Consider the following 12845-nt stretch of genomic DNA (forward strand, 5'->3'; position numbering starts at 1 on the left):
GCAGCCTCAACAACTGTGGAAATTACCGAAACGGCTGGGCAGCAGGCGCATCTGGGACCGGCAAGCAAGGAGAACCCAACGTGGCGCGCGAAAACCCGAAGGTCGAAGAACCCGACGAATCCGAACTTGAGGTGAGCGGCCATCCCAAGACCTGGGCTGCCGGCGTGCCCGGCGTCTACCACTCGATGCAGCCTGCCCTCAAGCACATGGGCGTGGAGCGCTCGCGCAAGACCCTGCTGGCGCTGAACCAGAAGGACGGCTTTGACTGCATGAGCTGCGCGTGGCCGGACCCGGGCCACCGCAAGACCTTCGAATTCTGTGAGAACGGGGCCAAAGCGGTCACCTGGGAAGCCACCCCTGTGGTGGTCGGAAGCGAATTCTGGGCCGGGCATCCCGTCAGCGAACTGCGCCGGCGCACCGAGTACTGGCTGGGGATGCAGGGCCGGCTCACCGAACCGGTGTACAAGCCCGCGGGGGAGGACCACTACCGTCCGGTCAGTTGGGAGGATGCCTTCACGATCATCGCGGACAAGCTGAAGTCCTTGCCCAACCCCAACCAGGCAACGTTCTACACCAGCGGCCGCACCTCCAACGAGGCCGCCTTCCTGTACCAGTTGTTCATCCGGGCCTACGGCACCAACAACCTGCCCGACTGTTCCAACATGTGCCACGAGTCCTCGGGCTGGGGCATGGGCCAGACCATCGGCGTGGGCAAAGCGACCGTCTCCTACGACGACTTCGGCAAGGCCGACCTGATCATCGTCATGGGCCAGAACCCGGGCACCAACCACCCGCGCATGCTGACGGCACTGGAAGAAACCAAGGAGGCCGGCGGCCACATCGTCGCCATCAACCCGCTGCCCGAGGCCGGACTGATGCGGTACAAGAACCCGCAAAAGGTCAAGGGCGTCATCGGCCACGGCACCCAGATTGCCGACCAGTTCCTGCAGGTGCGGATCGGCGGGGACATGGCCCTGTTGCAGGCCGTTTCGAAACGGGTGCTGGATGCCGAGGATGCCAATCCGGGCAACGTCCTGGACCACGCCTTTCTCCAGGAACACTGCGAGGGGCTGGCAGAACTCCGGGCGCACCTGGCCAACCTCGACGAAGCTGCGGTCCTCGAAGCCACGGGTCTGCGCAGCGGGGAAATCGATGAACTGGCGGCCCGCTACCTGGCTGCGGACAAGGTCATCATCACCTGGGCCATGGGCATAACCCAGCAGAAAAAGGGCGTCGCCACCATCAAGGAGATCATCAACCTCCTGCTGCTGCGCGGCAACATCGGAAAACCCGGCGCCGGGGCTTCCCCAATCCGCGGCCACAGCAACGTCCAGGGTGACCGCACCATGGGCATCTGGGAACAGATGCCGCCTGCCTTCCTGGACGCCCTGGGCAAGGAGTTCAGCTTCGAACCGCCCCGGGAACACGGCGCGGATGCCGTGGAAACCGTCCGGCAGATGCGCGACGGTGGCATCAAGGTCTTTGTGGGGCTTGGCGGCAACTTCGTGGGCGCCATGTCGGACACCTCAACGGCCGAGAACGCCATGGAGAACACCGAACTTTCCGTGCAGATCTCCACCAAGCTCAATCACTCGCATGGAGTCACCGGGGCTGAAGCGCTCATCCTGCCAACCTTGGGCCGGACGGAGATCGACCGCCAGGAAACCGGGCCGCAGTTTGTTTCAGTGGAGGACACCGTCTGCGCGGTGCACTCTTCCCACGGCACGGTGGAACCGGTGGGACCCAACCTGCTGTCCGAGGTGGCGATCATCTGCCGGCTGGCCCAGGCGACGCTGGGAGACACCATCAACGCCGACTGGGCCGGCTTCGAGAAGAACTACGACCTCATCCGGGACCACATCTCCCGCGTTGTCAACGGGTGCGGGGACTACAACCGCAAGATCCGGCAGGACGGCGGCTTCGTGCTGCCCAACGGCCCGCGGGATTCACGGACTTTCCACACTCCCACCGGCAAGGCCATCCTGACGGTCAACGAACTTGAGCACGTGGAACGCCCCGCCGGCACCCTGATCCTGCAGAGCATGCGCTCGCATGACCAGTTCAACACCACCATCTACGGCAACAACGACCGTTACCGTGGCATCAGGAAGGGCCGCGAAGTGGTTTTCGTCAACCCGGCAGACCTTGCCGAACTGGGGCTGGCCGACGGGCAGCGCGTCGACATCCGCGGCGTAGACAGGGACAACGTGGAACGGGTCCTCTGGAACTACCGCGTGGTGTCCTATCCGTCCGCGAAGGGCTGTGCCGCGGCGTACTACCCCGAGGCCAATGTCCTGGTTCCGCTGGACAGCGTGGCCGAGGGCAGCCAGACACCCGTGTCCAAGGCGGTCATCGTCCGACTGGAGCCGGTGAAGGTACTGGAGGACGAGCCCACCGCCGCGGGCTGACTGTCCTCGCCGGCTATTGACCGGTGTCCGCCCACCCGCTGCCCGCCGGCCCGCCGCGGGCGCCGTCGTCGATCAGCTGGAACGCCACCTTGGCAGCCTTCTCGATGGCTGCACCAGCGGCTTCCCGGTTCCCGGCGCTGCCCGTGCCTGCCTCCAGCGCTGCGGCGTAGCCCACCAGGAACGTGGTGACGGGGGCGGCGGCATGGATTACGTTCTCGGAGGATTTGCGGGCCAGGTCAAGGAGCAGCTCCTGGTCCACGTTGAGGTCAAGGATCTGCAGTGCCTGGGCCAGCCGGTGGCTCCACTGGTCCAGCACCCGTGCTTCGTCGTCGTTCATTGCCATGGTTCTCCTTAGCGCCGTTGGTGCGTTTACGTGTCGATGGTGGACATATTGGGGTAGCGGGCGCCGGCAGTTGCCCCGGCCGGTGCCAGCTGGTCCAGCAGCTCAAGCTCGTCCTGGCTGAGCTCGATGTCCACGGCGCCCAGGTTCTCGCGCAGCCGTTCACGTTTCTTGGTGCCCGGGATGGGGACGATATGTTCCCCCTGCGCCAGCAGCCAGGCGAGGGCCAGCTGGCCGGGAGTGCACTGTTTTTTGTCGGCCAGCTCCCTGACCCGGTCCACGAGTTCCAGGTTGCGGGTGAAGTTGTCGCCCTGGAAACGCGGGGAGTGGCGGCGGAAGTCGTCCTCGGCGAAATCGTCCACGCTGCGGATCTGCCCGGTGAGGAACCCACGGCCCAGCGGGCTGTAGGGCACAAAACCGATGCCCAGTTCCGCGAGCACGGGGAACACCTTGGTTTCAGGCTCCCGCTCCCACAGCGAATACTCGGTTTGCAGGGCGGTGATGGGGTGCACGGCGTGGGCCCGCCGGATGGTCGCGGCGGATGCTTCGGACAAGCCAAGGTGCCGGACTTTTCCGGCCTGGACCAGTTCCGCCATGGCGCCAACCGTGTCCTCGATGGGAACGGTCTTGTCCACCCGGTGCTGGTAGTACAGGTCGATGTGGTCCACGCCCAGGCGCTGGAGGCTGGCGTCGCAGGCGGACCTGACGTATTCGGGGCGGCCGTTGATGCCCACCCAGGAACCGTCTTCGCGGCGCTCGTTTCCGAACTTGGTGGCCAGGACCGCTTCTTCGCGGCGGCCGGCGATGGCGCGGCCCACCAGTTTTTCGTTGGTGAAGGGGCCGTACATGTCCGCTGTGTCCAGCAGGGAGCCGCCGGCGTCCAGGAACTCGTGGATGGTGGCGATCGACTCCTGCTCATCGCCGTCGCCGTAAAATTCGCTCATGCCCATGCAGCCCAGGCCCAGGGCGGACACTGTGAGTTGTCCAATGGTGCGCGTTTTCATGGGTGCTCCCCAACGGTAGAACGTGTTCGGAAAACCAGCTGGCCTGCGCCGTTTCCAGGGCAGCGGAACCGGTTGGTGCAGCGTACGCCACTATAGGGGTTTCCCTCATGGATTGCTCCCCTAAACAAGGGGCTTCATACCCCTAGACCCCTTGGTGGGCCGTGCCTAGACTGGGCGAATCCCCACCCGGAACCGTTGCCTGACCACTTCACATATCAGGACGCACCAATCGGCCAGGGCTGTTCCCCTCGCGGGATGTGCCACCCAACCAGATCACGGCCGTCCCACCGGACGCCTGACTACAGGAGCGATAGATGACAGGGAACAAAGCCGTTGCCTACAAAGAAGCCGGCAAGGTGGAAGTAATCGACATTGACTATCCGACGTTTGAGCTCAAGGACGGGCCAGGTGTCAACCCCGCGAACGTGGGACGCCCGGTCAACCACGGAGTGATCCTCAAAACGGTGGCCACCAACATCTGCGGATCGGACCAGCACATGGTGCGCGGCCGTACCACGGCTCCGCCCAACCTGGTGCTGGGCCACGAGATCACCGGCGAAGTGGTGGAGGTGGGCCGCGATGTCGAGTTCATCAAGGTGGGCGACCTCTGCTCGGTGCCGTTCAACATCGCCTGCGGCCGCTGCCGGAACTGCAAGGAGCGCAAGACCGGCATCTGTTTGAACGTGAATCCCGCGCGCCCCGGAGCCGCGTACGGCTACGTGGACATGGGCGGGTGGGTCGGCGGCCAGGCCAACTACGTTCTGGTGCCGTACGCAGACTGGAACCTGCTGAAGTTCCCGGACAAGGACCGGGCCATGGAGAAGATCATGGACCTGGCCATGCTTTCGGACATCTTCCCCACAGGGTTCCATGGCGCAGTCACGGCAGGGGTGGGCGTCGGTTCCACCGTGTACATTGCCGGGGCCGGTCCCGTGGGTCTTGCGGCAGCCACCAGCGCGCACCTGCTAGGGGCCGCCGTCGTCATCGTGGGCGACATGAACGAAGACCGGCTGGCACGGGCGCGCAGCTTCGGCTGCGAAACCGTGGATCTGACCAAGGGCGATCCGAAGGACCAGATCGAGCAGATCCTGGGCGTCCCGGAGGTGGACTGCGGCGTCGACGCCGTGGGATTTGAAGCGAAGGGCCACGGCCACGATGCCAAGGAGGCGCCGGCAACGGTCCTGAACTCCCTGATGGAGCTCACGGCCGCTGGTGGAGCCCTTGGTATCCCCGGCCTGTACGTCACGGGCGATCCGGGCGGCATCGACGAGGCCGCCAAGAAGGGCGCACTGTCACTGAGCCTCGGCACCGGCTGGGCAAAATCGCTGAGCTTCACCACTGGCCAGTGCCCGGTGATGAAGTACAACCGGCAGCTGATGATGGCCATCCTGAATGACAGGGTCAACATCGCCAAGAACGTCAACGCCAAGGCCATCCCGCTGGAGGAGGCACCGAAGGGCTACGCGGAGTTCGACGCCGGCGCAGCCACCAAGTACGTCCTCAATCCCAACGGCTACTTAAGCTGACGCGGCGGCGGGCGGGGATGCCACCAAGGGCCCCTTGCTTGCGGAAATAACTGTTGCCCGGGCCGGGTTAGGCTTTGCACGGGCAACACAAACCGCAAACGAAGGAGTTTCCCTTGAGTGACATCACCGTCCGCCACAATCCCGGGCGCGAACGCTTCGAGATCCTCGACGCCGGCAACGTGATCGGCAAGGCGGTGTACAAGGAGTACGACGGCGGGGAGTCGCCGCAGCGGATTTTCTACCACACGGTGATCAACGAGGAATACGGCGGGCAGGGCCTTGCCGGGCGGCTGGCCACGGCTGCCCTGGACAGCACGGTCCAGGCCGGGAGCAGCATCATCCCGGTATGCCCGTTCATCAAGAAGTTCCTTGCAAAGCACCCGGAATACTCGGCCAACGTGGTGCCTGTGGCGCCGGCGCACCTGGAATTCCTGGACAGCGCGTTGTCCGCCCGCGCCCGCGGCTAGCGCATCCCTATTACAGCCGGCGGAACACCCCGCAAGCCTTCAGGAAGCTCCCAACCGCCGGTGATTTAATCAGCATCTGTCAGCGCGGCTCACCGCCGCGCTGGTGTTGTTTTTGATTGCCGAGGCGGGACAGGAGCCCTTGTATGTCCGTGCACCCCATGGTGCCCACACCAGGCCGCGGTGCTCCGCTGCAACCGCCGGGCAGGCCATCAAACGGCAAGCCAGCTCCGGGCAGGAACCGGGGCCACAGAAGGCTGCTGTGGCTGGCCCTTGCGGTAGTACTGGTCATCGTCGGGACCATCACCCTGGCCGTGGTCCGGTCCGAGCCACCCACCGGTGCCGTGGTCCCCACCCAGCCGGCCGTACCCGCAGCGCCGGTGGCGGCAGCTCCGCCGTCGTTGCAGGACAGCGTGGACGACATCCTCAGTGACGCGGCCGAATACCGGATTGGGCTGGCGCTCGCCGATGTGTCCGGAGGTGCGGAACGGACGTTCGGCGACCAGGACACGTTCACCGCGGCCAGCACGGCCAAGATCCTCACTGCTGCCGCCTACTATCACCTGGTGGAAAACGGGCAGGCGGGCCTGGAGGATCCCATGGGCGACTACGACGCCGCGTTCCAACTCAAGGCCATGGTCAACGACAGCAACAACGACTCCTGGCTGTTGCTGATGGATGCCGTGGGGTACCCGCAGTTGATCGCCTACGCGGGCTCCATCGGCGTCACCTACGACCCCGAAGAAAACCTCCTGACCGCGGCGGACATGGCCCTGATCCTGAAGAAGCTCTATGCAGGCGAACTCCTGGATAAGGACAACACGGCGCAGCTGCTCAGCTACATGCAGGACACCAACAACGAGGACCTCATCCCGGCGGGATCACGGTCCGGAGTGGACGTGTACCACAAGTACGGGGAAGTGTCCGGGGAACTGCACGACGCCGCGCTCCTGAGCTACCGCGGTTCGACCTTCGCCCTGGTCATCTATACGGAGAACCCCGCCGGCGGGGCGGATGAGGGCCAGGCCGAGGTGATCCGGGACCTGACCAGGGCGGTGGAGGACGCACTCTTCCCGGTGGGAGTGGCAGGAAAATAGCGCACGCCACACCGCCCGGGAGCCCGCCGAGTCGCCTGCGGTGGAAGCTTTAGGCCAGACTGTTACCGTGAGCAACAACCCCCGGACTGCCCTGGCCGTCGCCGGACTCAGCCTGGGCACGGCACTGAACCCACTGAACTCCTCCATGATCGCCGTGGCCCTGGTGGTGCTGCGCGCCGACTTCGGGCTCGACGTTGCTGCCGTCACCTGGGTGGTCACCTCGTTCTACCTGGCCTCCGCAGCCGGGCAGCCGGTGATGGGCCGGCTCGCCGACCGGTTCGGCCCGCGGCGGATGTTCATGCTGGGCATGGGGCTGGTAGCCGTCACCTGCGCGCTGGCCCCGCTGGCCCCGAACTTCGCGCTGCTGTGCGTGGCACGGGCGGTCATGGCTCTGGGAACTGCCACCGCATATCCCAGTGCCGTGGTGATGGTGGGCGCTCTGGCGCACCGGGCCAAGGTGGACTCGGCCCGCCCGCTGGGCCGGCTGCAGATGGCCAACACGTCCGCAGCCGCGGTGGGCCCGGTGGTCGGTGGCCTGCTGGTGGGCTTCGTGGGCTGGGAGTCGCTGTTCCTGGTCAACGTCCCGCTGGCACTCGCGGCGTTGCTGACCGTGCGGAAGGCCGCACCGCCGGACCAGGTCCGGGAGCGCGGCAGCGTGGCGGAACTGGTGCGGGACTCCGACGTCCCGGGGATTGCCGGGTTCATCGCCGCCCTTCTCCTGGTCATGATGGCTGCGCTGAACGTCGCGCCGGACTACCGGTGGTGGATGCTGGCCGCCGGAACCGTGGTCGCGGGGCTGTTTGCCTGGCGGGAGCTGCGCTTCGCCAAACCCTTCCTGAACCTGCGGCTGCTGGGCCGGAACCGGCCGCTGATGCTCGTGTACCTGGCGTTCGCCGTGTTCAGCAGCGTGTACTACTTCGTCTTTTTCGGCCTCCCGCAGCTGCTGCAGGAAGCCGGCGGTTACGACCCCGGCGTGGTGGGGCTGCTGATGCTGCCCCTGGCCGGCATGTCCGTGGTAGCCACCCCGTGGGCAGTCTCCGCCATGGGAAGGTTCGGTGTCCGGCGGGTGCTGCTTGCCGGCGTCGTCCTTTTGACCGTGGTGGCGGCGCTCATGTGGCTGCTGACCGGCACGCTGGCCATCCCCGTTGTGGTGGTACTAACCGCGTTGATGGGCATCCCGTACGGCACGGTCAGCATCGCCTCCAACCAGGGCATGTTCGTGTCCACCCGGCCGCAGGACCGCGGGGTGGCGGCCGGGATCTACCAGACCTGCCGCTACGTGGGCGCGATCACCGCCACCGTGATGATCGGCGTGTTCGCATCAAGCGGGGTGCACCAGGACAGCTGGATGCGGATGGTGCTGGCCATGCTGGTGCTCTGTGCCGTGACGTTCGGGATCTCCGTGTTCTGGCGGCAGCAGAAGGCCTAGGTGCCTTGCGCGGGTGCCCCCGGAAAGGTGTGTCCAGCCTGCGCTCACCTGCAGTAATACACCTCGCGGTTGTACAGGAGCCGGTCCCTGACCTGTTGGCTGTCTTCCCGGTCGGTGCACCGCCCGGTGGTCTGCGCGTAGTGCTGGCCCACTTCGATGGACTCCCCATTCCGATCGAGGCTATGGGTATTGATCCGGGTCCGGACGGTGGAACCGGCTGACTGATCGTCCGGATAGGTGCTGGAGGAGTTGTACGACGACGATTCCAGGCCGCTGGGTGTGGAGACGTCAGTGCTGACTGTGACACCTGAATGGCAGAACCGGGGATCGCTGTAAGTGCCGCATTCGCCGGGCTTGCTGACTTGCGCGCCATCGCTGCTTGCTGCCTGTGCCGGTCCCGCAAAAGCCGCAGCGGCCAGCGCCACTGCGGTGCCAATAAGGGCGGTGCGTTTCGTGAACATCGTGATTCGTCCTGCCTGCCGGGGGTATGGAGAGCTCCAATTCTGGCCGCCGCCCCATCCGCCCCCTAGGGCCATTGGTCCCCGATGCCGGCCCTTGGCGCAGGATCAGGCTGGGGTGAGCAGTCAGGGGCTAAGTGGGTGCCACCGGCGTGACCCGGATCCGGGCAATCCGTAACCGGTCCATGCTGAGGACCGTCAACACGTACCCCGGTATCTGCACCCGGTCGCCTGCCTTTGGGAGGCGGCCCAGGCGGTCCATCACGAACCCGGCCACCGTTTCGTAGTGCCCCTCCGGGAGTTCGATTCCGGCGGCGGCCTTGAACTCCTGCAGGATCAGGCCGCCGTCCACGTCGATGGTTCCGTTGGCCACGTTGACCCGGTCCTCGTGCTCGGCGCCGGTGTCGTATTCGTCGTAGATCTCGCCCACCAGTTCCTCCACCAGGTCTTCGAGCGTGACCACGCCGTCGGTGCCCCCGTACTCATCCACCACCAAAGCGATGTGCTGGTTGGTCTTGCGCATCCGGGAGAGGGAGGGGAGCACGCGGTTGGTGCCGGGCAGGGGCAGGATCTCCCGGGCGATGTCCCGCACGGGCGAATGGTCCTGCACCTCGTCGCGGGGCATCAGGTCGCGGATGTGGACGAAGCCCAGGACGTCATCCGGGCTGCGCCCGATCACCGGAAACCGTGAGTACGGGCCGTCCCTGACCATCCGGCGGGCGTCCGCCACCGTCATGGCACCGTCGATGAAGGTCACCTCCGTGCGCGGGCGCATCACCTCCTGCAGCGTCCGGTCCCCGGCGCCGAACACGTCGGCCAGGATGTGGCGGCTGCTCTCTTCGAGGAGTTCGTTCTCGGCCACCATGTCCCAGAGCTCTTCGGAACTGATGCTTTCCCGCTTGACGCGCGGGTCGCCGCCAAAGAGCCTGACCACGGCGTCCGTCGAGACCGACAGGAGCCAGATGACCGGCCGCATGGCATGCGACAGGGCAATCAGCGGCGGGGCCAGGATGCGGGTGAAGGCAACAGGGCTTTGCAGCGCCAGCCTCTTGGGGGCGAGTTCGCCCAGGACCAGGGAAAGAAAAGCCACCAGCAGGGTCATGCCGATGAAGGACACGGGCCCGGCAGCCGCACCAAGTCCGAGGGCTTCAAGGAGGGGTACGACGGCGGGAGCGATCGCCGAGGCCCCATACGCCGCCGAGAAGAATCCGGACAGGGTCACGCCGATCTGGACCGTGGAGAGGAAACGGTTGGGGTTGCGGGCAAGGGCGGCAGTCCGGGCGCCGGTGTCCCCGGATTTCTCGATGCGGCGCACCTGGCTTTCGCGCAGGGAGACCAGTGCGATTTCCGCCGCCGCGAACACCCCGCCCAGCAGCACGAAACCGAGAACCAAAGCGATATTAACCAGGGTGCCGCTGTCCATGACACGACCTTACCCAGCCGCGGACCCGCCGGCGCCTGCCTTCGTGTCGAAGTCAGGACGCCGCGGGGCGGGGCCGAAGCCGGAGTGCCTGCATACCGCCGTCAACAGCCAGGTCCACTCCCGTGGTGGACCCGGCGAGGGGGCTGGCCAGGTATGTGACGGCTGCAGCGACCTCTTCCGGGCAGACGAGCCGGCCGTGCGGCTGACGGGCCTCAAGGGCGGCCCGCTCGGCCTCGGGGTCTGCCGCTGTGGACAGCAGGCGAGCGATCCACGGAGTGTCAGCGGTACCCGGGTTTACGCAGTTGACCCTGATCCCTTCCTGAAGGTGGTCGGCAGCCATGGCCAGGGTGAGTGACAGCACAGCACCCTTCGTTGCGCTGTAGAGGGCGCGTTGGGGCAGGCCTGCGGTAGCGGCGACGGAGCAAGTATTGACGATCGCCGCGTGGGAGGACCGGCGCAAGTACGGAAGGGCGGCCCTTGAAACGCGGACTATACCCATCACATTGATATCAAACACACGGTGCCACTCGTCGTCGTCGTTGGATTCAATGGTGCCCTGTGCGCCCACTCCGGCGTTGTTGGCCAGGATGTCGATCCCGCCCAGCTGCTCTGCTGCCTGCCGTACGGCCCGCCGGACAGAGCTGTCATCCGAGACGTCGCACTGAATTGCTGTGACCCCTTTCGGCGCCTGCTCGGGGCGGAGGTCCAAAACCGCCACTGCTGCGCCGCGCTCCTGCAGCAATTGGGCCGTTGCGGCCCCTATTCCGGAGGCTCCGCCGGTGACGATTGCCTTAAGTCCCGCAAACTCCATTGTCTGGTCCTTTCGTGGTCGGGCTACCTAGCCCTGGAAGAATTCCTGGCGCTGGCGGCCGAGTCCCGCTACTTCAATTTCGACGACGTCCCCGGCCTTCAGGTAAGGAAAGCGCCCGGACAGGGCGACCCCCTCCGGAGTGCCGGTGCAGATCAGGTCCCCTGGCTCAAGGACCAGGAACTGGCTGAGATCGTAGATCACCTGCTCCACCCCAAAGATCAGGTCACGGGTGGAGGAGTCCTGGCGGATTTCACCGTTGACCCAGCTCCGTAACTGCAGGTCGCTGGCGTCCACTTCATCCGGGGTAACCAGGTACGGGCCGGTGGGGCAGAATCCGGCGCAGCTCTTTCCCTTGGACCACTGGCCGCCGGACACCTCCAGCTGGAATGTGCGCTCGGACAGGTCATTGACGGTGACGTAGCCGGCGATGTGGTCGCGAGCCTGTTCGGGGGACTGCAGATAGGAAGCCTGCCGCCCGATGACCACTCCCAGCTCGACCTCCCAGTCGGTCTTGGTGGACCCGCGGGGAATCGCCACAGCATCGAACGGGCCTGCCACCGTGTTTGGGGCCTTATGGAAAATGATGGGCACCGACGGAGGAGCGGCCCCTGACTCGGCCGCATGGGCCGCATAGTTCATGCCCACGCATATGACCGATGACGGCCGGGCGATCGGGGCGCCGATCCGGGCACCATCAACTGCGATCTCTGCCAGTTCCCCGGCGGCTAGCGCTGCCGCTGTGCGCACCGGTCCGTCGGATTCCCAGAAGCCGGCATCGATGTCCGCCGCCACCTGTTCGAGGGAGTAGTACTTCTGGTGGTGCAGGACGGCTGGTACTTCCTTGCCTGGCTCGCCAATTCGTGCGAATTGCATGGTCCTTCTTTCGCTAATTGATGCTGCTGGGTTGGGGGAACTACGTGATGAGGCCGCGGTTGCGCAGCTCGGCCCATAGCTGGTCCGGGACTGCCTGCGATGCCAGATCGAGGTTTTGCTTCACCTGTTCGGGCGTCCGCATGCCCAGGACCACGCTTGTCACGGCGGGGTGCTGGTACGGGTACCTCAAGGCGGCGGCAGGGAGGGTGGTTCCATGCGACTCGCAGATGTCGGCCAGCAGGTTTGCCCGGTCTAAAAGCTGCGGGGGCGCGGGTTGGTAGTTGTAGGTGGCGTCGCGCGCCGGACGGTCTTTGGAGAGCAGGCCGGAGTTGAAGACTCCGACGTTCACTACTCCCACTTTCCGCTGAAGGCACGCCGGCAGCAGATCCGCTGCTGCTCCCTGCTCCAGCAGCGTGTACCGGCCCGCCAGCATGATCACATCGATGTCCGTTTCGGTGACGAAGCGGGCGAGCATTTCGGACTGGTTCATGCCTGCGCCCCAGGCACCGATGACGCCCTCATCCCTCAAGGCGGACAGGGTGGGTGCGGCACCGTCGACAGCCTCGCTCCAGTAGTCGTCCGGGTCGTGGATGAAGACGATGTCGATCCGGTCAGTCCCGAGCCGCTGGAGGCTTTCCTCGATGGAGCGCAACACCCCCTCGCGTGAGTAGTCGCGGACCCGGACCAGATCATCGGGCACGTCGAACCCCTCGGTGTCCTTACCGTTCGGGGATGGGTTGGGTCGCAGTAGGCGCCCCACTTTGGTGCTGAGCACGTAGCTGTTGCGGTCCTGGCCGGCGAGTGCTTTTCCAAGGCGGAGCTCCGAAAGTCCCAGCCCGTAGTGTGGGGCTGTGTCGAAGTACCGGACGCCACCCTCCCAGGCTGCTTCAACGGCGTCGATCGCTTCCTGCTCCTGCACCTGCCGGTACAGGTTGCCGATGGGGGCGCCCCCGAACCCGAGGACGGGCAGTTGGATTGCGGTGCCGGGGATGGTGCGGGTTTCTGTTTGCAT

12 protein-coding genes are annotated in these 12845 nt (G+C 65.7%); 5 read left to right on the forward strand and 7 right to left on the reverse strand.

What is annotated here, in order from left to right; genetic code table 11:
* Positions 1-80: 80 nt before the first annotated feature.
* Positions 81-2408, forward strand: a complete 2328-nt coding sequence (locus FB478_RS18940; protein WP_144601320.1) for an FdhF/YdeP family oxidoreductase — start codon at positions 81-83, stop codon at positions 2406-2408.
* Positions 2409-2421: 13 nt separating this feature from the next.
* On the opposite strand, the gene FB478_RS18945 is transcribed toward FB478_RS18940, so the two are convergent.
* Positions 2422-2751, reverse strand: a complete 330-nt coding sequence (locus FB478_RS18945; protein WP_144601321.1) for a DUF6457 domain-containing protein — start codon at positions 2749-2751, stop codon at positions 2422-2424.
* A 26-nt stretch (positions 2752-2777) separates the two neighbouring features.
* The gene (locus tag FB478_RS18950) at positions 2778-3752 is read right to left on the reverse strand and encodes an aldo/keto reductase (RefSeq protein WP_018771378.1); all 975 of its coding nucleotides are present in this window, start codon (positions 3750-3752) and stop codon (positions 2778-2780) included.
* Between the two features lie 314 nt (positions 3753-4066).
* Between FB478_RS18950 and fdhA the strand changes: the two genes are divergently transcribed.
* The 4 genes from fdhA (at position 4067) to FB478_RS18970 (ending at position 8268) form a co-directional block, all read left to right on the forward strand.
* A complete protein-coding gene (gene fdhA / locus FB478_RS18955) occupies positions 4067-5278 on the forward strand; it encodes a formaldehyde dehydrogenase, glutathione-independent (RefSeq protein ID WP_018771377.1) in 1212 nt (403 codons plus the stop codon).
* A 113-nt stretch (positions 5279-5391) separates the two neighbouring features.
* Positions 5392-5745: a GNAT family N-acetyltransferase gene (locus FB478_RS18960; RefSeq protein WP_018771376.1), complete on the forward strand. Its 354-nt coding sequence runs from the start codon at positions 5392-5394 to the stop codon at positions 5743-5745.
* A gap of 143 nt (positions 5746-5888) precedes the next feature.
* The gene (locus tag FB478_RS18965) at positions 5889-6839 is read left to right on the forward strand and encodes a serine hydrolase (RefSeq protein ID WP_144601322.1); all 951 of its coding nucleotides are present in this window, start codon (positions 5889-5891) and stop codon (positions 6837-6839) included.
* A gap of 67 nt (positions 6840-6906) precedes the next feature.
* On the forward strand, positions 6907-8268 hold the full coding sequence (locus tag FB478_RS18970) for an MFS transporter (RefSeq protein WP_144601323.1): 1362 nt from the start codon (positions 6907-6909) through the stop codon (positions 8266-8268).
* 44 nt (positions 8269-8312) lie between these two features.
* On the opposite strand, the gene FB478_RS18975 is transcribed toward FB478_RS18970, so the two are convergent.
* The 5 genes from FB478_RS18975 to FB478_RS18995 form a co-directional block, all read right to left on the reverse strand.
* Entirely contained in the window at positions 8313-8729 is a 417-nt protein-coding gene (locus FB478_RS18975; RefSeq protein WP_056389367.1) for a hypothetical protein, read from the reverse strand.
* A 130-nt stretch (positions 8730-8859) separates the two neighbouring features.
* Positions 8860-10149 (reverse strand): hemolysin family protein, encoded by a 1290-nt coding sequence (locus FB478_RS18980; RefSeq protein ID WP_134165901.1) that lies wholly within the window; start codon positions 10147-10149, stop codon positions 8860-8862.
* A gap of 52 nt (positions 10150-10201) precedes the next feature.
* Positions 10202-10960, reverse strand: coding sequence for an SDR family NAD(P)-dependent oxidoreductase (locus FB478_RS18985; protein ID WP_018771372.1), 759 nt, complete (start codon positions 10958-10960; stop codon positions 10202-10204).
* A gap of 27 nt (positions 10961-10987) precedes the next feature.
* Positions 10988-11833 carry a fumarylacetoacetate hydrolase family protein gene (locus tag FB478_RS18990; RefSeq protein ID WP_056389373.1) on the reverse strand — a complete coding sequence of 282 codons (846 nt, stop codon included), beginning with the start codon at positions 11831-11833 and terminating at the stop codon, positions 10988-10990.
* A 40-nt stretch (positions 11834-11873) separates the two neighbouring features.
* A complete protein-coding gene (locus FB478_RS18995) occupies positions 11874-12845 on the reverse strand; it encodes an aldo/keto reductase (protein WP_144601324.1) in 972 nt (323 codons plus the stop codon).

This window comes from Arthrobacter sp. AG367, from assembly GCF_007828995.1.
GTDB lineage: Bacteria > Actinomycetota > Actinomycetes > Actinomycetales > Micrococcaceae > Arthrobacter.